Raw genomic sequence first — 21443 nt, 5'->3', positions numbered from 1 at the left:
GAAAACCACTCTACTTTTTCTTAGGCGACAACACCATCAATAACTGGCGTCCTTCACGTTTCGCCTGCTGTTCAACCACGCCGTATTCGGCGGTGTCTTGTTGCAAACGTTCCATGATCTTCATACCAATATCCTGGTGAGCCATTTCACGACCACGGAACCGCAGCGTGACTTTGACTTTGTCCCCATGATTTAGGAAACGTATCAGGTTGCGTAGCTTGACCTGATAATCCCCATCTTCCGTCGTAGGACGGAATTTCAGCTCTTTAACTTGAATCTGCTTCTGCTTTTTACGTGCTTCAGCCTGTTTTTTACTCAACTCAAAGAGAAATTTACCATAATCCATGATGCGGCAAACAGGAGGTTTGGCTGTAGGTGAAATTTCCACCAAATCTAAACCGCTTTCCTCCGCTGCGCGCAACGCTTCACGCGTTGAAATAATACCTGCTTGGTTGCCATCAGCATCAATTAAACGTACTTCGGGTACATTGATCTGTTCATTAACTCGTGCGCGATCACTATCACGCTTGTTTGTTACACTAATGGTCTTATCCTCCAAACTTGGGTTTACATGCGGCTCTTCGCAGCGATTTCCTGCTGCAGAGTTTCGCCAATTTTATCAATAGTCATTACTCCCAAATCAGCTCCTTCACGAGTCCGGACAGCAACCGAGCCGCTTTCGACTTCTTTGTCGCCTATTACCAGCAAATAGGGAACCTTTTGCAGAGTATGCTCGCGAATTTTAAAGCCTATTTTCTCATTTCTCAAGTCAAAATTTGCGCGAATGCCTTGTTTTTGCAAAATTTCGGTTACTTTCGTCGCAAAAGCATCCTGCTTTTCACTGATGGTCAGCACCATTGCCTGAACCGGCGCCAGCCACAAAGGGAACTTCCCAGCGTAATGTTCGATGAGAATGCCCATGAAGCGTTCAAACGAACCTAAAATGGCTCGGTGCAGCATGACCGGTGTTTTTTTACTGCCGTCTTCCGCGACATAACTGGCCTCCAAACGATCCGGCATGGAGAAATCAACCTGAATTGTACCACACTGCCAGATACGGCCTAATGAATCAGCCAGAGAGCATTCAATTTTAGGGCCATAAAAAGCGCCTTCGCCCGGCGCGTCAATCCAGGTAATGCCGCGGCTGCGCATCGCGTCCTGCAAAGCACCTTCCGCTTTATCCCATACGGCGTTACTGCCCACTCGTTTTTCAGGGCGCAACGCAAGACGGTACTTGATTTCATTAAAACCGAAATCAGCATAAACCGATTGCACAAGCTCAAGCATCATCGTCACTTCTGACTGAATTTGTTCTTCCGTACAAAAAATGTGTGCATCATCCTGCACCATGTTGCGTACCCGCATCAAACCATGCAGTGAGCCGGAAGGTTCACAGCGGTGACAGTTGCCAAATTCGGAAAAGCGCAAAGGCAAATCCCGATAACTCTTTAAACCATTATTGTAGACCTGAACATGGCAGGGACAGTTCATGGGTTTGACTGCGTAATGACGGTTTTCCGTCTCCGTGACGAACATTTCTTCACGGAAATTATCCCAGTGACCTGATTTCTCCCACAAGGTTCTATCCACCAATTGGGGTGTTCTGATTTCCTGATAGCCAAAATGACGCAGGCGCTCCCGCATGTACTGCTCAAGCATTTGATAAATTGTCCAACCCTTCGGGTGCCAGAATACCATTCCCGGAGCAATTTCCTGAAAATGAAACAAATCCAGGGCCTTGCCCAGTTTGCGATGGTCGCGCTTTTCAGCTTCCTCAATGCGATGCAGGTAACTTTCCAGCGCTTTTTTATCACCCCAGGCCGTACCGTAAATGCGCTGCAGCATTTCATTATTGGAATCACCGCGCCAGTAGGCACCGGCCACCTTGGTGAGTTTAAACGCTTTTAAACGGCCGGTAGAGGGCACATGCGGGCCACGGCATAAATCTTCAAAGTCGCCTTGTTTGTAAAGGGAAATCACTTCACCGGCAGGAATGTCGGCAATGATTTTTGCTTTATACTCTTCGCCTAAACCACGAAAATAGCGAATGGCTTCATCACGCGGCATTTCCCGCCGCGTGACGGGGTAATCGGCTTTGGCCAACTCGGCCATTTTCGCTTCGATACGTTCGAGATCGTCCGGAGTAAATGGACGGCCAAAGGCGAAATCGTAATAAAAACCGTCTTCAATCACAGGACCGATGGTGACCTGAGCACTGGGGAATAAACTTTTCACTGCCTGGGCGAGCAGGTGGGCAGTCGAATGGCGGATAACCTCAAGACTTTCTTCCTGTTTGTCGGTAATTAACAGCAAATCACTGTCATTTTCAATGATAAAACTGGTATCCACTAATTGATTGTTGACCTTGCCGGCGAGCGTGGCTTTAGCCAGGCCCGGGCTGATGCTGTTAGCCACATCAAAGACAGAAACAGCCTGTTCAAAATGCTTTATTTGACCGTCAGGCAGTTTAATGTTTGGCATGTTGTTCTCCTTCCCCTACCAGGCTCTCATTTATACTGAATTTAGGGATCGATAGCAATCGGGTTTTACAAACGGTCATTGGACCTCTCCCATCCATTTTTTTGTCAAACGCCAGACCAAAAAAAAACCCTGCAAAGCAGGGTTAAGATGGTAGGCACGAGTGGGATCGAACCACCGACCACCACCATGTCAAGGTGGTGCTCTACCACTGAGCTACGTGCCTAGAATTCGTCACTATTTGCGAATGGCGAGATTATATAAAAGCTATCTCGACAAAGCAAACATTATTTTCATCCCGCCATCCGCCTTATCCCTTGAAAAACAAGCCAGGCCCCAGGGCCCGGCTTGGCGAGGTTAACCGCTATGGTTAAACCACTTCGTTCTGGAAGGTGAGGCATTCCCTGCATCACCCTCCTGCTGGACTGAAACACTGGGTTTCGCGGCAATGGTAGCAAACGCCACCGATTTGTCAACCGTTGATTTCCAATCGAAACCACCGGTTTCGTTTTGTTATGATTTACAGCCAAACTCAAGCTTTGCTACACTCCATTCATTTACCCTTGAAGTTGAAGCATGGACAAAACCGGTTTAGCCAAACAATTTGCCTGTCGTCTGAAGGAGGCCATGATAAGTGCCGGCCTAACCTCCACCCGTTCGACTTCCGGCGTCTGTATTCATCAACTGGCCGAAATTACCCGTTACTCCTTACAGATTTGCCGGCGCTACCTGCGGGGGGAAGCCATTCCTGAACCGGTCAAGCTGGTTGAAATGGCCGAAAAATTAAATACTTCACCGGGGTGGTTGCTTTTTGGTGAGTCCTACCCTTCACAAAATGCGCAAAAACTGACAATTGACAAGAAACTACTTCACTATATTTTTTTACAGGCCGGGGCTTTATATAATGCCGCTGAAACGGAAGATACTGCGGCCTTTCTAACCAATCTGGTCAATGATGTCAGTTTGATCAGCGCCTCTGAGGAGCAATCAAAAAAGATCATTGATCTCGCCCTCTCTTCCGTGACTTACTTTAACCATTAGCATGGACGTCACAGGAACTCATGAATACCGGCTGCAACCCAATAACACCCCACCCCCAACTTCTGGAGATGTTGTTTGCCTGCAGGCAACGCAGCGCGCGTGTGTTTAACGATGTGCTGGGCCTGCACGACGTGGATCACCTTGCCATAAGCTTCATCAGCCCACAGCAGGAACTGCTTATCCTGTCTTCCACACCGGCTCTCGAATTTAATCTCTTCAGTCAGCCCCTGTGGCGCTTCGATCAAAGTTATTCGCTTGCCTGGATGGCCAAACAGGGCTTTGCCGGGTGGCAGAGTCTTTATCATCCGGCCTGCTACCACGAATTGTTCTACTACAAACAGGTAAAAACCCATTACCGGCGGGGGCACTCATTGGCCGTTGCCTTTAACCATCGGCCGCTGGTTTTTTCTTATGCCAGCCGCAAGGACACTGAGACAGGTGACATCAGTCGGGATCTCTGGAAAATGGGTTTTTACTGTGCGCAGTTATTGCAACCGCTGGTAGAACCATTGGGGTTTTAACACGACCAATGCAAAGCCAACCGCCTTACGGCGGTTGACTTGACGCGATCAATTCGTACAGGCATAGGAGGGGTGGGTTGCGATGACATTTTGATAGAGTTCGAGGGTTAAATCGGGAATGCCATCCCCTTGTTTCGAGTCGGGATTGCCTTCTCCGGCCTTGCTGTTAAGCGCCACAGCCACCGTGATGTTATTGCATTCACTCCAGACGTACATCACGCGGTAACCCAAGGTACTCCCCTCGTAAACCCAGAAACGGGTTTTCATTGATTTATCGTAATAGTAACCCACGCCGAGTCCAAACCCGCGCGGATCATCGGCAGTGACCGTGTCGATGGGGTTGCCCGTTTCCATAGAGACGACCGATTTTAATTCCTGCAAGGCTTTTTCACGGTGTTCAGGACGAAACAATTTGCCATGGTAGAGGAGTTGCACCCAGTGAATCACATCCGGCATGTCGGCAATGATAGCCCCAGCGCCGCCTGCCCAGGATAAATTATTTTCAGTGATGTCCACCAGCGCTTTTTTATCGGTGTCGTAAACATAGCCATGCGCCATACGCGGCATGACTTGCTCATGCACTTTCTCGCCTTCCGCACCCGCGGGGTAAAAGGTGTTTTGCAGGTGATGCGGCTTGATAATCCGCTCCTGCAATTCCTGTGCAAGTGGATTGCCAGTCACCGTTTCAATGATGAGGGCCGCGAGAATATAATTGGAATTGGAATAATCAAAACGATTCTTTGGCGGAGGCGGCAACGGTTTGTTAGGAGAAGCATAATTTAAAAGCTCCGTGTCAGTCCATTGCATTTTAAAATCAGACTCGTCTTCTTTCTTTCCAAATTCGTCACTTGCGGTGTAATTAGGGATGCCGCTGGTCATGTTCAGTAATTGTTCAATGGTGACGTCCTTCCAGTGGGGGTATTGCGGCAACCATTTACCCACCGGATCCTTAATGGATAATCGCCCCTCGCCTTCCAGTTGTAAAATAATCGCGGCCACAAACGACTTGGTTATGCTGCCAATCTCAAACAGGCTGCTTGAATTGACCGGCTTATTGTAGGGTGAGCGCCCGCTGACGCCTGCATAAAAGCCATAAACAGAGCCCTTGTCAGCCCCTTTTTGCTCAGGCAAAAAAACAGCAGCGGCAATCCCTGTGACATCTTCGGTTTTCCCTTTGTGGGCCAAATAATTGTCAATGACTTTCTGCAACCCCTGTTTCGACAATTGTTCACTGTCATGATTAGCCATTGTGGGGATCACATACCCTGCTGCGACAGTCAATAAGGCTAAACCAAGAATTTTATTTTTCATACCCTATCCTTATAGTACAAGCGACATGATGGTCGCTAAAGACGCCAAGCTCCCGTACGAGTATGGCATAACTTAACAGAGCACTCCATGTCAGCCTGAGTTGGTTGGTTTTTTTTGCGATAAGGTGCGCAGGGTTTCCAGCGACTCGGCGAGCTCCGCGGTTCTCACCTTCTCCAGACGACCAATCGCCGCAAGATCAATGGCGACCCAATCGCAATGAGGGTGCGGCAGCGCCTCAACCTGATGGCTTATCGCGCGCAGGTAGGCAACCTTAGTCCCCAGGTCGCTGGAATAAAAACAAGGATTATTTTTGCCCGTCCCATATTTGTAAAGGGAGAGTTTTCTAGGCAGTACCTGGTGAACAAAGGTGGACGATTGAAACGGCAGATCGTCCCGGCAATATTCATTGGCTACATGGACAGGTACGTCGTATTGAACCTTACCAACTTTTAACCAGGCTTGATGTTGTTCCTCCGTGTCCTCCTTGAGGCGTCTGATGTCCATGTACTCTTTCATTGCGGCTTTAAGCGGGGTGAAATTAAAACCAGTCGAGCCTTTCACTTTCACTCCGTGTTGCGTGTAACTCACCCCATTCTTATCTATGTCCTCACAGCGCTTAAGCATCTCGGCGCTCGTATTGGCATCCATGTACTTCTCAAGCATGCGGCGCATGTGGGTATCCTTTGCCCAGTAGGCGTACTCATAGGCAGTTATCTGTTTGAAGGTTCGCAAAGAATAGTCAGTGACTTTACCCGGGTCTAGCAGTAATTCAGGATGCATGGCCACGATGGCCTCTGCCTTTTTCTGGTTTCCCATGACAACATGCTGTAGTAACCGGTCAACAAGTCTCGCTGGCTGCAGGAAGGTATGGGGTTGTTTGTGGGTTGTAATAAAGGCACTGATATCCTTCTCTGTAAGATAAGAGCCAATGACATTCAGGGCATCCTTTGGCAGAGCCTGAAAATAGGGATAGCAGGTCAGATCTTTTATTGCTTTGGGTAAATTGTTAATCGCCGATAAATCACTGACTAATTCCAACTGTTCATTCGACGGCAAATTAAAAAAATCACCTATTTTTTTCCGGTATTTTTCCAATTCACTGGGAGTAAGTTCTGTTTTTCCATCCATCCATTGTACTGCTTTCTCCTGTAAGGTTTGAAAATGAAGGGAGTGTGTTTCATTTTTGGAGAGTCCCATTGCTTACCTGCCCGGCTTTATTTGTGAAGAATATTATCGAAATGTTCATTATATAACATCCAGGTAACCAAATGGTATAAAACTTGCCTGCCTTTGAGGATGACGTCTATGAACGAGGATCACGCATGAGCGACTTTAAACCCCAGCACATGAATGCCACGATGGATGACCTTCTTGGCAACGGTGACAAGGGACGCTACCTGTTCCTGACAGGTTCGGATGAGAGAGCACAGCAGATCAGCGATCGATTTACTGACCCTGTCGTCAAACGCCACCCTCGCCAGCATAATTTTTATTTAGGCACCCTACCGGGCCAAAACGGCATTATCGACGTCGGCGCCATTTCCACCGGAATGGGGGGACCGAGCGCCGACATCATTATTAATGAACTGGCTGCATTGGGCGCCCGTCGTTTATTACGTATCGGCACCGCCGCCTCCCTTCAATCTGAGCGGGTCAATGTCGGGGATCTGGTCATCGCTACCGGCGCCGTTCGTGACGACAAATCCTCCTGGGACTACATTTATCGTGAATACCCGGCCGTGGCTTCTCTGGAATTTCTAGTCGCCTCAGGCCGGGCGATTAAAAAAAAGACGCTTCCCATTAACGCCCATTTTGGCCTGGTGCATTCTAAAAGTTCGCTGTTTGCACGGGAATTTAATTTAAGCCTGACAGAAGAAAACCGCCATTACATGGAGGGGATACGTCAGGCTGGGGTGTTGGCCACCGAAATGGAATGCGCCCAGCTTTTTACCTTGTCGTCGTTATTGTCTGCACGTCAGCAGCAATTGCACCCGCAAAGCCAAGCTCAGAACATTCTGGCAGGCGCCATTCTTGCCATCATTGGCGATGACAGGGTGTCCTTTTCCGATAACAAGGAGGCAACAAGCCGCGCCGTGACTGCTGCCATTGAACTGGGTTTGGAAACCATAATGGAAATGCAGGCGATTGATGAAAACCCGCACAGCCTGTTTTAGCCGGTTCGGCCAACTAGAAGTTTTCCCTAATCCTGGCCAGTTGATCAACGCTTTCTTTGAGCATGGTACTGAAGGAGTGGAGATCATCACCGCTAAAACCGTATTGATCAGGACCAGTGGTCATGCTGACCAGGGTTTTGATCGCCTCAATGGCCTTTTGCACTTCCTCCGCGAGGGTTTGCAGGCGTTGGCGTCGTTCGTCTGTTTGTGGCGTGGCAGGCTCCATCGCCAACGCGTCCATTTTAGCTTCAATTTCAACCTGAAGGCCTTTTAATTTTTGATTAAGACGCATGATATTATCGTGGGTCTCTTTATCCACATTCTGAATTTGAACAGCTGGATTATCACTCATTCTCTATCTCCATCATCACGCAGTTTATGTATTTAGATTAGCGTATGCAGCCTGGTTTGTCAGTCTGGCAATAAATGCTATCATTGTCTTTTTTACGAACAGTGCTCATCATGTTACTGCATTTGTTATTCATTATCGGGATTTGTGTTGAGGCCATGACCGGCGCCATTGCGGCCGGGCGCAAAAAAATGGACTTTTTTGGTGTGATGGTGATTGCCTGCATCACTGCACTGGGTGGTGGAACCGTTCGAGACATGTTGTTTAATACCCATCCAATAACCTGGGTCGCTCATCCCGAATACCTGTTGTACACCTGCCTTTTTGCCTTCCTAACCATTTTTATTGCCAGCTCATTAGCCCGTATCATGAAAGTCTTTTTAATTCTTGATGCCTTAGGCCTCTCTACGTTTGTGATCATTGGTACACAAAAGGCGCTGGCCAATGGGTTAACGCCGAGTATTGCCGTCATCAGCGGCATGTTAACCGGCATCAGCGGCGGGATGTTACGCGACATTCTGTGCAACGACATTCCCTTAGTGCTTCGCAAAGAACTTTACGCCGTCATCGCACTGGCTGGCGCCGTACTGTACATTACCCTTGAACATTTTCAAGTCAGCAACCATTTGACCATTTTAATCACCATGGCGGCCATTTTTGTCACGCGATTATTGGCCATTTTCTTTCATATTGAAATGCCAAAATTTGATTACTCTGCCAGTTTAAGCAAACGGCGCAGGCAATAAACAGGTTGTTTATTGCCATTCCTTCATCAGGCTTCGCGGACCTCGCGAATGACCACGTCTTCAAGCGGCACATCGCCATGCCCCATGCGTTGGCCTGTTTTGACTTTGACGATTGCATCGACCACATCCATGCCCTCAACCACTTCGCCAAATACGCAGTAACCATAGCCCTGCGGATGCTCCCCGGTAAAATTCAGGAACGCATTATCAACCACATTGATGAAGAATTGGGAGGTGGCGGAATGCGGATCCATGGTTCTTGCCATGGCAATCGTCCCGCGCTTGTTCGGCTTGGCATTCTTTGCTTCGTTCTGGATCGGCGCATTGCCTTTTTTCTGCTCCATGTCCGCGGTCAACCCACCGCCCTGGATCATGAATTTATCAATCACGCGATGAAACAGGGTATCGTTATAAAACCCGCTGCGAACGTACTCCAGAAAATTATCGGCGGTGACCGGGGTATTTTCCTTATCCAGTTCGACATGGATATCGCCCATTGACGTTGAAATAATGACCATTGTTACTCCTCTTCAGTTAAACATGACGCTCGTCATTGGACGACGATAAAATCAAATCACGCATTTTAGCACAAACATCGTGCATGACATGAATATTATGAATACTCGCCAGGGCGGTAAATAACGTGGCTTTCTGTTTGAACAGATGGTGCAGGAACGCCCGTGAATAATGTCGGCAGGTGTAGCATTGGCATCCCGGCATGACTGGGTTATCGTCCTTGGCATAATGCGACTTTTTTATCTGGATCCGTTGATTTTCATAAGGGCTGTCAAACTTAAGCCAATGCCCTTCTTTAATCACTTCGCCGCAATACAAGGCGCCATGGCGGGCATTGCGGGTAGGCGCCACACAATCAAACATGTCAATGCCTTCTTTGACGACATCGAGTAAATCCTGGGGCGACATGCCAACCCCCATGGTATAACGCGGTTTGTTTTCGGAAAGAAACTCATGGACCCAACGGATGATTTCGACCGTTTTTTCCATATCAAAGCCAACGGTTTCCCCGCCAATTGCCACGCCGTCGGTAGTGACTGAGCTCACAAACGCGGCACTCTCCCGGCGTAACTCCTCGTAAATGCCGCCCTGGATAATGCCAAACAAGGCCTGGGAATACCCGTAGCGTGAATGGGGATGTGCCTGATGGTAGGCAATGGATTGTTCCAACCAGCGGTGGGTGCGCGTCATGACCTGCCGTGCTTCCTCCCTGCTTAACGCATCGGGTGTGCATTGATCAAAAGCCATGATGATATCCGCACCAATGATTTTCTGGGTTTCAAGCGACATTTCCGGGGTCATGTGAATAACCCGATCGCCATCAGGCAATTTAAAATGCGCCCCCTCTTCATCAATGGTACAAATCTCCTTGTTTCGTGAGAGGCTGAATACCTGGAAACCGCCGCTATCGGTCAACATCGGCCCATGCCAATTCATAAACGGGTGCATGCCGCCTGCTTTTTCAATGACTGTCATTCCGGGTGCGCAAAGCATGTGGTAGGTGTTGCCGCCCAGTATGATTTGACTGCCTGCCTGAATTAACTCTTCAGGCATCATATTATTGACGCCGGCACGGGTTCCTACCGGCATGAAGACTGGCGTGATGAATTCGCCATGGGCTGTTTTAACGCGAGTCACCCGGGCTTTATTGTGGGGATAGGCGTGCAGGACTTCGCAGTGAAATGAACTCATGATGGGTTAATGCCTGTTGTAAATAAGCCATGATAGCCAAGTGCGCGCCATTTGACCAGAAGCTCTAGCGTTTGCTCAACACTAGCCAGTTAATGACTCCGGCCAGGATCATGGCAAAAAAATAAAGTGCAGACCAGGCCGGCATGGACAATCCCAACCAGGACCAGGTAATCTCGGCACAGTCCCCAGCGCCTAAGAGCAAGGCATGCACCACATCCTGCCAGGGAAAATAGCGGATTAAGACATCCAGCCCCGGCAGGCAAGCCGGGGTTTGTTCCGGCGGCAGGGATTGCAGCCAAATCTGGCGCGCTGCAAAATAAAACCCCGCCGCCGCAAAAGCAATGATCAATCCCGCAATGTATTTTCCGCCACGGCTCATTCCCCAAAACCAGGACATCATGGTGAAAGCCAATAAGGCCATGACACTGAAACGCTGCATCAGGCAAAGGGGGCAGGGCGTCAAGTCCTTGACCAGTTGAAAATAGAAGGAGGCCGCAAGCACAAACAGGGTGACAAACACCAATAACAATTGCCAGTAACGGTAAAACGTAGAATTCATGATTGGGGCAACATGTATAAAATCGCGTTTTTAATGTCCTCGTCGCTGCAATCCACACAGGTTCCTTTCGCCGGCATGGCATTGATGCCCTTGATTGCGGAGGCTGTCAGACCATTGATGTCTTTTCGAGCGGCAATGCGTGCCTTCCATTCGGCTTCGACACGAAATTTAGGCGCCCCGGCCACACCGTCACGATGGCAGACACTGCAATACTGATCATAAACCGCCTGCCCCGGCTCCTTTTTTTCTACGGCGGCGGTCTGCACGGGCTGCGTGGATGGGGTTTGCGCCTCCCCATCTTTCTGGACGCGCACGCTGCCTACCGGTTTGATGCGATTAATGATTTGCTGCTTGTCAAAATCATCCACCGCATGGACGCCTGATGATAAGGCTATGAGCAAAATAAGAATGCCAAAGCGCATGGCGTATTCCTCATAAAATAAATTAATCAAAATGATACCGGCAAGCTGGACACATTTCCAGTCAAGTCACCCCTGAGTTGGCATTAAAGCAACAGCAATTCCTCAGCATCCACCTCTTCAAGGTGACGATGGTAAGAGAGTATTCTGTCTTCCTGGACATCAAACAATGCCTTGCCTTGGACATAGGCATAATAATAGGTGTCCTCGCCCTTGAGTGGATGGGCAGGCACGAGATTATTCTCCCAGTTTGAATTTAAACTGTTGACCTGCCAGAGGCAGGGGATTTTTTCCCCGCTTAATAGTTGCTCCAGGACCGGCCCATTCAACCCGTTGTCACGCGCCAGATCATAGTGCAACCGTAAATCCGACTGGTTTTTTACAATCAGGAAGCTCACACGGGCATCATCATCCAGTAACAGGAAACTGCCGGAATTGTCCGCAAGGTAATATTCGACAATGCCCTTTTCTTCGCGCAATTGCTTAAAAAATTCGGCAAAATGTTTATCATGAAGGCAACTTGGCGACGTCACTGACAGCATGTGCACGATCATTTCCGACATCGCCTGAAAATACTGCCATTGCAGTTCATAAATGCTCTTCGTGATCAATTCGGCTGCCAGCGGATCACTTTTCTGAATGTAGCGATGGATCAACCCTTCATTGAAGGCTTCAATTGCTACTTTTTCATCCGCCTTACCAGTCAGCAGTATTTTTTTAATGTTGGTGTCGGCAATGCGGCGGCAAAATTCAATGCCATCCATGCCGGGCATGGCATAATCCACAACCACCACGGAAATTTCCGAGAACCGCTGAGGGTTGTAAATTTCAGCGTGAATGGCCGCCAGATTCAAATTGATGGTTTGATTGGTCAGTGGGCAATGCTTGGCTTCCGTGTATTCGCTTAAGCAGCGCTGGCTCAGCATCTCGGATTCACCCCGTTTCCTGTGAATGCAATCCAGTGCATCAAACGGGGAATCGAACATGCGATAAGCCAATCCTTCATCCAGTTGCAACACGAAATTCAGCAAAAAATCGCGGCTGTCGTCTATAAACAAGGCAGTACTTGGAAAATAACAGGTGGGAATTGAATAATGTTGCATAGCTCCTCCTGAGCAAGCGTTCCAATAACAATACCAGTTATAAGCGCTGACAAAATGGTATTTACTGCGGAACAGGTGATGTCCGTGTCACCTGACTGATCAGGCCTTACAACGTGTCTATAAAAAATAACATAGGCTAATCTTTTTGCCAAATAAAAATCAGTCGTACTTGGGAAATGTCAACAAGAATTGAGTGTAGGCCCCTTCCTGCGATTCACACTGAATATCTCCCCCAAAACGCTGCATGACCAGTTTGCAAAAAGACAATCCTAGACCCGTTCCCATAAACGTGGTGGTATAAAAATGATTAAACAAACGCGCCAATTGTTGTTCAGACATGCCTTTTGCGGAATCCCTGAAATAAAGGAAATTGCACTTTTCCCCTTGCTCAGCCCAGATCACCACATCCCCTTTTTGCACCGTGGCGATGGCATACAACGCATTTTTAATGAGATTAAACAACACATGCTGCATTAACAGCCTTGACCCGTAAAAATTAAAATCGCCATGCCAGCTGATGAGCTGACGCTCTTCCGCGCTTTTGAACGGATAACGTTCCAGAGCCTGCTCAAGGCAATCCGCAATGGAGCAGGCCTCCAGTTTACAGTTTTGCAGCGAGTTTTCACGGCCGGCTTTAACCAGCAGCATGTCAATGATGGTATTGGCATAATCAATTTCACTGACGATGCGCTCATGGATGCCGGCTAATTGTTGCAATCGGTTGGGCCTAATGGCGTTGTTGAGCAACCCCTTTTCACTGGCTAAATGATAGGCTTGAACGAGTTGCGGCGAATACCGCGCCATGGCTACAGCCCCGCTTTTAATGCCGAGCAGCGGCGTTCGCAATTCATGCGCAATCATCCCGGCAGCCGCTGCCATCCCGTCCAAACGCTGCTGTTGCAGCATGGCCGTTTTGTAGTTTACCGTTGAACCAACAATAATGACAAAGCTCACCACTAAGAGCATTTCGACGTGCTCTTCGCCAAAATAGACCATGGGCGCTGACAGGTAATGGCAAAGCAGCGCCAATCCCCAACCCAGCACCAGCAGAATAATCATCGTCGGCACATCAACGAGCAGTACCAGAAGAAACACACTGCATAAAAGTGACATCGCCGATATCACGCTGGCATGGCTCATTAAAAAGAAATAGGCGTAAAAGAACGGCAACGCATAAAGAATGGTTATAAACCAATACCAGGGCAGGTACGGCTTTAATCGCAACGGCCAGTAAGGCGTTAAGGCCAGACCCAATCCCAGCAGGCTTGCAACAAGCCTTAAACTTAAATTTTCATAGGGTTGCGGGAACCAGTCTGTCCAAATCCAGTAGAATAAAGGGAATCCTGCAAAAGCAAGTATTCCTACGGCAACGAGCTGGTGTGCGGCATGCGACAGGCTGCGCTGCATTGAATGATCAAGGTAGGTCACCGCCTTTTTGAAATTGCCCATCCGCATCCCTTCAGACTGACTGTAACAGCAAGAATTGACTACCGCCCGGTCAATGTCAAGCCTAAGCCGTGACAACAGGCGCCCTTCATCTTACGTAAAAATTTGCATAAACGGCGTGGCGCAATGACCCCTTGGATATTATACTAAAGACAGGTTATAACTTCCTGTTTCTTATAGGAACAATTATCGTCCGTCACTTCACGCGATAATGGATATTCAATCAAATTCAACAAGGACTTGCCCATGACTAAACACCGTGATGACGCTCATCCCTCTTTGCCATCCGAAGCAAGGCCTGAGCGTCCTGAAGCAAAAAGCGAGTCTCGTCGTTTACACTGGTCGCCGCTTTCTTTTGCCGCCCTGGGTGTCGCAGCCCTGTCACTGATTTTAGCCTGGTATGCCCTTTCAGAGTCCCGTCAGTTCAACGAAGAGAAGCAGCGTCTCCAGACGGCTTTTGAAACCCTCAGCCAGGAGCAGCAAAGCCACGTGCAGCAGCTTAATCAGTTACAACAACAGCTTAAAAGCGCGCAAACCCGGTTGCAGGAGCGCCTGACTGAGTTAAACACCCACGTGAACACCGCCATGGCACAGCGTCTCTACCAGAAGCAGGATTGGGTCTTGCTTAAGGCGCGTTATTATCTTGAACTGGCGCAAATCAATGCGCATTGGACAGACAATCAGGCAACCACCGCCGCTCTTTTGCAACAGGCCGATGAGTTGCTGAAAACCCTATCTGATCAGCGCATCTATGAGATCCGTCAGGCCATTGCCAAAGAAATTGCCGATGTGAAATCCTCCCCCACCCTGGATATTGCTGGATTAATGAGCCAGCTCGATGCCGCGCAAAGCCTCGTATCCAAGTTACCGATTAAGCAAAGCATCAGCAGCCCTTCTGCTAATACGCTGCCCGCTGCTCAACAAGGGACACCCTCCGCCTGGCGAGAAAGGCTCAGGGAAAGCCTGAACCTCCTTGAAAAACTGGTCGTGGTCCGCCATCAAACGGACGACATCAGGCCCATTCTTTCACCGCTTCATCAGGCCTTGCTCAGGGAAAGCATCCGCATGAATCTGCAGGAAGCCCAGTGGGCATTGCTGCAGAATAATGAGCAGGTTTATCAGCAATCGCTGGCCCAGGCATTGAAAGACATCCACCGCACCTTTGAAAAAAAGGCGCCAGCCACTCAATCGTTGGTCAACGAACTGCATGCCTTAAAACAAACGGCATTAAATCCCGCCCGCCCGGTGATTGGTCAATCCCTGCCGCTTTTGAATCAATTGATTGAAAGTAACACGGCCGCCACGCCTTCTGCCGCTCAACCGGCTTCCACCCAAGAGGATAATTGATGATGATACGGCTCTTTTTCATTTTCATTGTCCTCTTAGCCTCCGTCTGGCTGGGCATTCAGTTAAGCCACGACCCGGGCTATCTGCTGATTGCTATTAACCACTGGACTGTGGAAACCACCCTGTGGGTCGCGATAATCCTGGCGTTGCTTGGTTTTTTTCTGCTTCATTACCTGCTTCTTTTGGGCGCCCGCTTAAGCCGCACTCCCCGCGCCTACAAGGCCTGGCGGCATAAACGGCGTACCCAGCATGCACAGGAACAGACCCGGCGCGGCTTGATTGAATTCAGTGAAGGCTATTGGTCGGAGGCCCGCAGTAACCTGATAAAGGCCCTTCCCAATGCGGAAACCCCTTTACTGAATTACCTGACTGCTGCGCGTGCGGCGCAGGAAATGGGCGACAATCAACTGCGCGATGATTATTTGCGCGAGGCTCAGCAATCCATGCCTGAAGCCAAAATTGCCGTTGAATTAACCCAGGCTCAATTGCAGTTGGCCAACAAGCAATGGGAACAGGCCCTGGCCACGTTAAGGCACCTGCAGGATTTAGCACCTAAACACCCTTACGTTTTAAAACTGTTAATTCATCTTTACCGGGAAGTGCGGGATTGGCCGCAATTGATTGCGCTTTTGCCGGAATTGAAAAAATACCATGTGCTAACCGGTGCCGACTATGACAATTTACGGCATCAGACTTACCTGCAGGCCCTGTGCGATCTGGCAAAAGCCGGTCAAAGCGAAGCCTTGACCCAGTTGGTAAACAGCCTGCCCAGGGCCTTGACTCATGATCCTGAACTGATGGCTGAATATAGCCGCTACTTAGCCAAACAGGGTCAGGAAACACAGGCAGAATCCATTTTAAGACAGACCCTGCGAAAACAATACAGTCCGCTTTTAGTTACCCTGTATGGGCAGTTGAAGGTCAGCGAATCCCAACTGACCTTCGCGGAATCCCTGTTAAAAAAACACCCCGACTCCCCGGAGTTGTTGCTTTGTCTCGGCCGATTAAGTACGCACAATCATTTATGGGGAAAAGCGCGCACCTATTTTGAAAAGAGTCTGGAGCTGGAACCGACACCCCAGGCTTATAACGAGTTGGGTAAATTGCTGCAGGAATTAAATGATGCAGCAGGTGCCTGCCAGGCCTATCGACAGGGGTTAACGCTGGTCATTAATAAAAAGTAATCATGGCGCGCCTGGAGTCATACGCACGACCCCGCCGGAGGCCCTGTTTTTCTGTCTCATAAAGGCCACAGCCCACCATAAGGCGCAGTAAAACAAGGCATAGAGCAACGAGGCATTTTCTGCTTTCGCCCAGCCAAACAACGTCCGGGTGATCATCAGTTTTGCACTCACCACCGTTCCGTCAGCCAGTGTCCATTTTACCATTGCCTGGAGTTTTAAAAACAGGACATGGAGAACATAAACCGCCAGCGCCTGGGTACCCAACACCCTGAGCGGTTGCCCCCAGGATTTTAAGCCTTTGACATCCATAAGCCAGTAACAACCGCTGAAAAGGAGTAAGGCCACACCACCCGTCCACAGCACGTAGGAGCTTGTCCATAACGCCTTGTTAATGGGAAAAAGCAGGCCCCAGCCCCCCCCGACAAGCATTAAACCCAACCCGCTCAGCAGGATGAGGAAGGTTTTTTGAGCAGGGCGCGATTCGCCCAGCAGCCCTACGCCTAATAAGTTTCCTATCAGGGCCGTGGCGATTGCAGGAAGGGTACTCAGTAAACCTTCCGGATCAAAAAGCCCGCTATATAAATGAGCCGGGGCAAGTAACACACGATCAACATACCCTACCCAGTTTCCCTTAAGGCTTAAGCTAATGAAACCCTGGTCAGGCACAGGAATAAAACAAAGAAGAAGCCAATACCCCAGCAATAAAGCAGCAGCGATAAAAGCTTGAGCTCTTACTGTGCAGGTTAAATACAGCAGGGACGCCGCAAAATAGCACAGGGCAATACGCTGCAATACACCATAAACGCGCAGATGCGACCAATCAAAACGGGGAAAGGCATTAAGCAGCAGACCAATTAAAAACAGCATGGCCGCACGTTGCATGATTTTTGGCAGCAATTGCCTGACAGTAAGACCGCGTGACTGGGCATATGACAAGCTGAACACAGCGGACGTCCCCGCCACCAGAATAAAAAACGGAAAAACCAGATCCGCCAGGGTACAACCATGCCAGAGGGAATGCTCAAGCCAGGGATAAGCCGTTTGGTTTCCAGGACTGTTGACAATGACCATCAAAGCCACTGTCAATCCGCGAAACACATCCAGGGCCATGCAACGCGCCAGTGTTTTCTGCAATTGTAATTAATCCTTTTTAAGTGAACGCTTCAAAGCAACGATGTGCCGATACGCCTCGTCAATGCGTTTTTCGCTGATTTCACCTGACTTGACTTTCGCCTCAATGAGATCAACCAGGGCTTTGGTTTCCTGAGGCTTATCGCTTAACTGATTACCAAACATAATCATGTCAGCGCCGGCATTAATCGCCAGCGTCACTGCCTTCTCAAGACCATAATGATCGCTGATGGCTTTCATTTGCATATCATCGGTGACAATCACGCCATCGAATTTTAACTTGTCACGTAAAAGTCCGGTTAGTACTTTATGGGACAAGGTCGCGGGTAAACCCGACTCGTCGAGTTGACGGTTAACGATATGAGCAGTCATGATCATACCGCAGGAAAACGGTTGATGCAGTAATTGTTGATAAGGGCGTAATTCCATGGTTTTCCAGGTGTGAGACACATCGACAAATCCGACATGCGAGTCAGCGGTCGAACTGCCATGACCGGGAAAATGCTTGTAGGCGCATTGCAGACCATGCGCCCGTAAATGGCTGGCCACGACACCGGCATAATGAGCCACCACCGTGGGATCAGAGGAAAAACTGCGGTGCAATTGACCAATTACAGGGTTATCCGGGTTTACATTGACGTCAATCAACGGGGCAAAATCCAGATTAAAGCCGTTGCGGGTTAAGGTCATCGCCATGGTTTCGGCGAGTTGATGCGCCTTGGCCTCGTCTAGTTTCGCGAAAGCCTCCGCTGAAGGGATAGCTGGAAAGCCGTATTTCGCATCCAGGCGGTTCACTTCGCCGCCCTCGTAATCGACTGAAATCAACAAAGGCAAGGGTAGGCGATGGTGGAGGCGGTTGGCCTTGTCTGCGGCACGCTGCAGTGTTTGGTTTAAGCGTTGAACCTGTTTGGGACTTTCAATGTTTTTATTAAAGGTCTCGGTTTGGTCGCTGTAGTCAAATAAAATCACCCCACCAATGTTTTCTTCTGCAATGGCCTGAAGGATGGGGGAGTGCGCCCCCATGGTTTTTCCCTCAAAACCCACGATAAGCATTTGTCCAATCTTGTCCCGCAAACGGCTGTCTGCTGCCGCCGTTTCGCTGATCGTGAACAGACTAAGCACCACAGCCAATGCCCTGGCTAAATAGTTCATCGCCGCCCCAAAAGGTTAAAAATTTAACAAATAATATCAAAATAAATCACAGCAGGGCAATTAAAAATTAAGAAAGAAGTTATTATTCAAGGCTTAAGGTCAGTTTCACCCGCGTATAGACACACTGAAACCCTGCTTTTTGGCAATTTAATTCAGACACCGATCCGGGTGCGGTCGTCACCGCTGCAAGCTGAACGCCCTGCTCTTTTGCAAATTGCAGCCGGCTAAAAAGCAGGGCTTTTTGCAGGCCTTTCCCCCGGTAAAGAGGCAGGGTACTGGTCACGCCCAAATCACCAATGCCATCGTGAATGGCGATCGTTCCTCCCGCCACCAGGTTGTTATCAACCAGGGCTGCAAATGCCGTGACATTCGCTGCACTGGCATAACGATAGAAGTGCTCCTCTGCTTCCAGGCAGTTGAAGCCATGCGCAACCACGCGCGCCCAGGCACTCATTTCCCTTTTTTCCACCGGGCGGATAAGGCAGGAGGTATTGTTTGAATGCCATTGCACCCCCTGCTGCCTTAAGTCAATAATCGAAATGGTATTCATTTCCGTTAACCGGTAACCCCGTTTCCCGAGTTGCAAAGGCAACCAATGAGGCACTAAGGGGCAAAGCTCGATGTCCACCTGGGGATGACCCTGTTGGCGATAAAAGTGTTCTATGTCTGCAATGTCATCACCAAACTGGTCTCTTTCAGTGGCAAACCCCCAACCAATCACCTGCGTCAGAAACGAGTCTGTTCCAGAAAAACAGGCCGCCCCGCCGGATATATTCAAAACAGCGTGCACAGGATAGGAGCAGGTGACATCGATGTGAGTCTGTTTGATGCAGTTTTCAATCAGAACAGCGGTTTGTTTCGATACCAGCATAGCATCCAAGATCACGATTACAGGGGCGATAGCATAGCATTTTCTTGAAGCCACATTAAGGGGTCGACATGAACGGCCGTGATTTTCAGATGCCATAGCCAGGGTGTAGTGCTGCAACCCAAGACTAAAAAAAAGCATGCCAATAGTCTAAAATAAAAATAGCCCCTGATCGGATTGTTGTAACGCATGGCAGTAAAAATTAACCCTGAACGGTTGATTCGCGCATCAGGAAATGGCTTAATCAACACCGTTCAATCCCTTTGCGATCCCCTTAAGTCGATTCACATTCCACAGGATGTATTGGACCAAGCCGTTTTGAGCGCCCTGCAGGGAACGGTTCATTTTAAGGACACACATCCCCTAAAAGCTGAGCAGTGCTGGCAAATTGTTGACCGGTTATGCCATGTCCGATGCAACGACCATCATGTCAGCGAGGAATGCCTCGACAAGGTTCTGCTTGCGGCGGTTGCGGCGCAACGTACCGGGATAGTCAAAAGTCTTTTGCATCTTAAGCCCCCTCCTTTGCCCAGCATTGACGCCATCCACGCTGGCTTGCAGCAAACGATCACATTGCATTCCTCACACAAATGGGAACTGATGATCGACTTATGCCGCATGGGAGTCAGCGAAGACGGGCGTACTCTGGTTTTTACAGAGCTCGCCAAAGCCTTGCAATGGCAAGCCATTGACAGTCTCTATGCTGCGGGATTAAGACCGCAGCAAGTCGGTGTCGATTTCATGCTTCATCATGCGGCGAAAAACGCACAATGGGATGCTTTTCAGACAATAATCGCCCTGCAGGAACCTGGCAGACAGGCTGCAGGTCAGTTTTTAAAAATGGCCGTCCGTGCCGGACAACGTGCGGTTGTGTTGCAACTTTGCAAGTTGACTACGGATAACGCCATTGCGAAAGACATTCTTTTGGAAGCCATGGCCATTGCCACAGCCACCAAACAACCTGCGATAGCCTTCTACCTTAAAGCCCACTTTATTGCCTCGGACTGCCTTAAACCGTTGACGGCTGTTTTTTCCCTGTTGAAAGACTATCTCCCGCCGGAAAATCACCACAGCGGGTTTTTTAAAGCAAGCGAAGATTCGATTGAACGCCTAAAAGAGGTGGTGCTTTCCATGGCCAGAGGCGATGCACAGGACGAAGAAGACAGTCAAATCATCCGCGACATCGTTTTTACTTTGAAAAGCAACCCCCTTTACCTCACCGATTTGCCCTTCATTGCGATGGTCAATTACATTGTCGAGCACTACACCGATGATCACTACGTGGGCCATTCTGGCACCCACACCTTACAGTAAATAACCGCCAAGCCTTCATCCCGGACACTCATCTCCCTGAAAATAAATATTTTTTTAGGCGGATTGACAACGCTTTCGCCCTCCCCCATTATTTATTTTCACTTTACGGAAGCGGTATTAACAACAGAAGGACCGATAATGAAAAAGAAAGCGTTGGTGTCGTTAATTTCTGGTTTGGCGTTAACTTCCTTTGTCCATGCCAGCCCTATTGGCGTGACCGTGGATATTTTCTGCCCTATGGCGATGGGAAGCAACGCGTTAACCAATTTCGGTGATTACATTGCCGGTTACGGTTATGAAAATTTATTGTCACAGAATAATCTGATTTATTTTAAATCCGATTCCGTGCCCACCGACTTACCGGCACAGTTGACTAATTATTTCAATGAGATGGTTAATTACAACAGTACCACAGGCCGTGTCACCTGCGGTTACGTCAGCAATCTGCCGACGGAACCCCGCTTTACCGTCTCCTATTACCTGACCAATGGCAAAGGCGGTGCGGTGCAATGGCAATCCGGCAACTCCATTAATATTATCCTGCCCCTGGGCATCACGGCTTAAGTTTTTTAGCGTGCCTTTCAGCTACGGAA

The 21443-nt window shown here is 49.1% G+C and carries 22 protein-coding genes and 1 tRNA gene; 8 read left to right on the top strand and 15 right to left on the bottom strand.

The window, feature by feature from the left end; all coding sequences use genetic code 11:
* Positions 1 to 10 precede the first annotated feature (10 nt).
* From infC to DYE45_RS03175, 3 genes are all read right to left on the bottom strand, one after another.
* Complete coding sequence (infC, locus tag DYE45_RS03185) at positions 11 to 544, bottom strand: translation initiation factor IF-3 (protein WP_108294717.1); 534 nt, start codon at positions 542 to 544, stop codon at positions 11 to 13.
* Between the two features lie 23 nt (positions 545 to 567).
* Positions 568 to 2481: a threonine--tRNA ligase gene (gene thrS / locus DYE45_RS03180; protein ID WP_108294599.1), complete on the bottom strand. Its 1914-nt coding sequence runs from the start codon at positions 2479 to 2481 to the stop codon at positions 568 to 570.
* 148 nt (positions 2482 to 2629) lie between these two features.
* Positions 2630 to 2704, bottom strand: a tRNA-Val gene (locus DYE45_RS03175).
* 350 nt (positions 2705 to 3054) lie between these two features.
* Between DYE45_RS03175 and DYE45_RS03170 the strand changes: the two genes are divergently transcribed.
* Positions 3055 to 3519: a helix-turn-helix domain-containing protein gene (locus DYE45_RS03170; RefSeq protein WP_108294597.1), complete on the top strand. Its 465-nt coding sequence runs from the start codon at positions 3055 to 3057 to the stop codon at positions 3517 to 3519.
* Between the two features lie 20 nt (positions 3520 to 3539).
* Complete coding sequence (locus tag DYE45_RS14795; RefSeq protein ID WP_174703682.1) at positions 3540 to 4040, top strand: hypothetical protein; 501 nt, start codon at positions 3540 to 3542, stop codon at positions 4038 to 4040.
* A 48-nt stretch (positions 4041 to 4088) separates the two neighbouring features.
* Here the strand turns inward: DYE45_RS14795 and DYE45_RS03160 are convergent, their stop codons facing one another.
* A complete protein-coding gene (locus DYE45_RS03160; protein WP_108294595.1) occupies positions 4089 to 5351 on the bottom strand; it encodes a serine hydrolase domain-containing protein in 1263 nt (420 codons plus the stop codon).
* Positions 5352 to 5441: 90 nt separating this feature from the next.
* Entirely contained in the window at positions 5442 to 6548 is a 1107-nt protein-coding gene (locus DYE45_RS03155) for a Dot/Icm T4SS effector CpeA-related protein (RefSeq protein WP_108294593.1), read from the bottom strand.
* 125 nt (positions 6549 to 6673) lie between these two features.
* Here DYE45_RS03155 and DYE45_RS03150 point away from each other — a divergent pair, with 125 nt between their 5' ends.
* Entirely contained in the window at positions 6674 to 7525 is an 852-nt protein-coding gene (locus DYE45_RS03150) for a nucleoside phosphorylase (RefSeq protein WP_115300455.1), read from the top strand.
* A 13-nt stretch (positions 7526 to 7538) separates the two neighbouring features.
* Here DYE45_RS03150 and DYE45_RS03145 read toward each other — a convergent pair whose 3' ends face one another.
* Positions 7539 to 7877 (bottom strand): hypothetical protein, encoded by a 339-nt coding sequence (locus tag DYE45_RS03145; RefSeq protein ID WP_108294589.1) that lies wholly within the window; start codon positions 7875 to 7877, stop codon positions 7539 to 7541.
* 110 nt (positions 7878 to 7987) lie between these two features.
* Here DYE45_RS03145 and DYE45_RS03140 point away from each other — a divergent pair, with 110 nt between their 5' ends.
* Entirely contained in the window at positions 7988 to 8620 is a 633-nt protein-coding gene (locus DYE45_RS03140; protein WP_108294587.1) for a trimeric intracellular cation channel family protein, read from the top strand.
* Between the two features lie 26 nt (positions 8621 to 8646).
* On the opposite strand, the gene DYE45_RS03135 is transcribed toward DYE45_RS03140, so the two are convergent.
* The 6 genes from DYE45_RS03135 to DYE45_RS03110 all read right to left on the bottom strand — a co-directional run bounded on the left by DYE45_RS03135 (position 8647) and on the right by DYE45_RS03110 (position 13857).
* The gene (locus DYE45_RS03135; protein WP_108294585.1) at positions 8647 to 9138 is read right to left on the bottom strand and encodes a peptidylprolyl isomerase; all 492 of its coding nucleotides are present in this window, start codon (positions 9136 to 9138) and stop codon (positions 8647 to 8649) included.
* A gap of 16 nt (positions 9139 to 9154) precedes the next feature.
* Positions 9155 to 10327 (bottom strand): tRNA guanosine(34) transglycosylase Tgt, encoded by a 1173-nt coding sequence (gene tgt, locus DYE45_RS03130; RefSeq protein WP_108294583.1) that lies wholly within the window; start codon positions 10325 to 10327, stop codon positions 9155 to 9157.
* Positions 10328 to 10391: 64 nt separating this feature from the next.
* Positions 10392 to 10886, bottom strand: coding sequence for a disulfide bond formation protein B (locus DYE45_RS03125; protein ID WP_108294581.1), 495 nt, complete (start codon positions 10884 to 10886; stop codon positions 10392 to 10394).
* On the bottom strand, positions 10883 to 11308 hold the full coding sequence (locus tag DYE45_RS03120; protein WP_108294715.1) for a c-type cytochrome: 426 nt from the start codon (positions 11306 to 11308) through the stop codon (positions 10883 to 10885). Before DYE45_RS03120 ends, DYE45_RS03125 begins: the two co-directional genes overlap by 4 nt.
* Positions 11309 to 11391: 83 nt before the next feature.
* Complete coding sequence (locus DYE45_RS03115) at positions 11392 to 12408, bottom strand: response regulator (RefSeq protein ID WP_108294579.1); 1017 nt, start codon at positions 12406 to 12408, stop codon at positions 11392 to 11394.
* Positions 12409 to 12567: 159 nt separating this feature from the next.
* On the bottom strand, positions 12568 to 13857 hold the full coding sequence (locus DYE45_RS03110) for a sensor histidine kinase (RefSeq protein WP_108294577.1): 1290 nt from the start codon (positions 13855 to 13857) through the stop codon (positions 12568 to 12570).
* A 243-nt stretch (positions 13858 to 14100) separates the two neighbouring features.
* Here DYE45_RS03110 and DYE45_RS03105 point away from each other — a divergent pair, with 243 nt between their 5' ends.
* Both DYE45_RS03105 and DYE45_RS03100 read left to right on the top strand, forming a co-directional pair.
* Complete coding sequence (locus DYE45_RS03105) at positions 14101 to 15201, top strand: uroporphyrinogen-III C-methyltransferase (RefSeq protein ID WP_108294575.1); 1101 nt, start codon at positions 14101 to 14103, stop codon at positions 15199 to 15201.
* A 2-nt stretch (positions 15202 to 15203) separates the two neighbouring features.
* Positions 15204 to 16385 (top strand): heme biosynthesis HemY N-terminal domain-containing protein, encoded by a 1182-nt coding sequence (locus DYE45_RS03100; protein ID WP_115301062.1) that lies wholly within the window; start codon positions 15204 to 15206, stop codon positions 16383 to 16385.
* On the opposite strand, the gene DYE45_RS03095 is transcribed toward DYE45_RS03100, so the two are convergent.
* From DYE45_RS03095 to DYE45_RS03085, 3 genes are all read right to left on the bottom strand, one after another.
* Complete coding sequence (locus tag DYE45_RS03095) at positions 16386 to 17519, bottom strand: acyltransferase family protein (protein WP_133138195.1); 1134 nt, start codon at positions 17517 to 17519, stop codon at positions 16386 to 16388.
* Between the two features lie 6 nt (positions 17520 to 17525).
* Positions 17526 to 18668 carry a glycoside hydrolase family 3 protein gene (locus DYE45_RS03090; RefSeq protein WP_108294571.1) on the bottom strand — a complete coding sequence of 381 codons (1143 nt, stop codon included), beginning with the start codon at positions 18666 to 18668 and terminating at the stop codon, positions 17526 to 17528.
* Between the two features lie 82 nt (positions 18669 to 18750).
* Positions 18751 to 19539 (bottom strand): GNAT family N-acetyltransferase, encoded by a 789-nt coding sequence (locus DYE45_RS03085; protein WP_115301061.1) that lies wholly within the window; start codon positions 19537 to 19539, stop codon positions 18751 to 18753.
* 186 nt (positions 19540 to 19725) lie between these two features.
* On the opposite strand from DYE45_RS03085, the gene DYE45_RS03080 reads away from it, so the two are divergent.
* Together DYE45_RS03080 and DYE45_RS03075 are read left to right on the top strand one after the other, a co-directional pair.
* The gene (locus DYE45_RS03080) at positions 19726 to 20850 is read left to right on the top strand and encodes a hypothetical protein (RefSeq protein WP_115300454.1); all 1125 of its coding nucleotides are present in this window, start codon (positions 19726 to 19728) and stop codon (positions 20848 to 20850) included.
* Positions 20851 to 20988: 138 nt separating this feature from the next.
* Positions 20989 to 21414 (top strand): hypothetical protein, encoded by a 426-nt coding sequence (locus tag DYE45_RS03075; RefSeq protein ID WP_108294567.1) that lies wholly within the window; start codon positions 20989 to 20991, stop codon positions 21412 to 21414.
* Positions 21415 to 21443: the final 29 nt, after the last annotated feature.

Origin of the sequence: Legionella taurinensis (assembly GCF_900452865.1) — a bacterium.
In the GTDB taxonomy this organism is placed as follows: domain Bacteria; phylum Pseudomonadota; class Gammaproteobacteria; order Legionellales; family Legionellaceae; genus Legionella_C; species Legionella_C taurinensis.
This window is presented reverse-complemented; position numbering and strand designations above follow the sequence as displayed.

Excerpts from the sequence above, each read along its gene's own strand:
- thrS (WP_108294599.1), bottom strand. The coding sequence starts at position 2,481 with ATGCCAAACATTAAACTGCCTGACGGTCAAATAAAGCATTTTGAACAG.
- DYE45_RS03170 (WP_108294597.1), top strand. The coding sequence starts at position 3,055 with ATGGACAAAACCGGTTTAGCCAAACAATTTGCCTGTCGTCTGAAGGAG.
- DYE45_RS03150 (WP_115300455.1), top strand. The coding sequence starts at position 6,674 with ATGAGCGACTTTAAACCCCAGCACATGAATGCCACGATGGATGACCTT.
- DYE45_RS03140 (WP_108294587.1), top strand. The coding sequence starts at position 7,988 with ATGTTACTGCATTTGTTATTCATTATCGGGATTTGTGTTGAGGCCATG.
- DYE45_RS03160 (WP_108294595.1), bottom strand. The coding sequence starts at position 5,351 with ATGAAAAATAAAATTCTTGGTTTAGCCTTATTGACTGTCGCAGCAGGG.
- tgt (WP_108294583.1), bottom strand. The coding sequence starts at position 10,327 with ATGAGTTCATTTCACTGCGAAGTCCTGCACGCCTATCCCCACAATAAA.
- DYE45_RS03105 (WP_108294575.1), top strand. The coding sequence starts at position 14,101 with ATGACTAAACACCGTGATGACGCTCATCCCTCTTTGCCATCCGAAGCA.
- DYE45_RS03080 (WP_115300454.1), top strand. The coding sequence starts at position 19,726 with ATGGCAGTAAAAATTAACCCTGAACGGTTGATTCGCGCATCAGGAAAT.
- DYE45_RS03075 (WP_108294567.1), top strand. The coding sequence starts at position 20,989 with ATGAAAAAGAAAGCGTTGGTGTCGTTAATTTCTGGTTTGGCGTTAACT.
- DYE45_RS03110 (WP_108294577.1), bottom strand. The coding sequence starts at position 13,857 with ATGGGCAATTTCAAAAAGGCGGTGACCTACCTTGATCATTCAATGCAG.
- DYE45_RS03135 (WP_108294585.1), bottom strand. The coding sequence starts at position 9,138 with ATGGTCATTATTTCAACGTCAATGGGCGATATCCATGTCGAACTGGAT.
- DYE45_RS03145 (WP_108294589.1), bottom strand. The coding sequence starts at position 7,877 with ATGAGTGATAATCCAGCTGTTCAAATTCAGAATGTGGATAAAGAGACC.
- DYE45_RS03085 (WP_115301061.1), bottom strand. The coding sequence starts at position 19,539 with ATGCTGGTATCGAAACAAACCGCTGTTCTGATTGAAAACTGCATCAAA.
- DYE45_RS03120 (WP_108294715.1), bottom strand. The coding sequence starts at position 11,308 with ATGCGCTTTGGCATTCTTATTTTGCTCATAGCCTTATCATCAGGCGTC.
- DYE45_RS14795 (WP_174703682.1), top strand. The coding sequence starts at position 3,540 with ATGAATACCGGCTGCAACCCAATAACACCCCACCCCCAACTTCTGGAG.
- DYE45_RS03100 (WP_115301062.1), top strand. The coding sequence starts at position 15,204 with ATGATACGGCTCTTTTTCATTTTCATTGTCCTCTTAGCCTCCGTCTGG.
- DYE45_RS03090 (WP_108294571.1), bottom strand. The coding sequence starts at position 18,668 with ATGAACTATTTAGCCAGGGCATTGGCTGTGGTGCTTAGTCTGTTCACG.
- DYE45_RS03125 (WP_108294581.1), bottom strand. The coding sequence starts at position 10,886 with ATGAATTCTACGTTTTACCGTTACTGGCAATTGTTATTGGTGTTTGTC.
- DYE45_RS03155 (WP_108294593.1), bottom strand. The coding sequence starts at position 6,548 with ATGGGACTCTCCAAAAATGAAACACACTCCCTTCATTTTCAAACCTTA.
- DYE45_RS03115 (WP_108294579.1), bottom strand. The coding sequence starts at position 12,408 with ATGCAACATTATTCAATTCCCACCTGTTATTTTCCAAGTACTGCCTTG.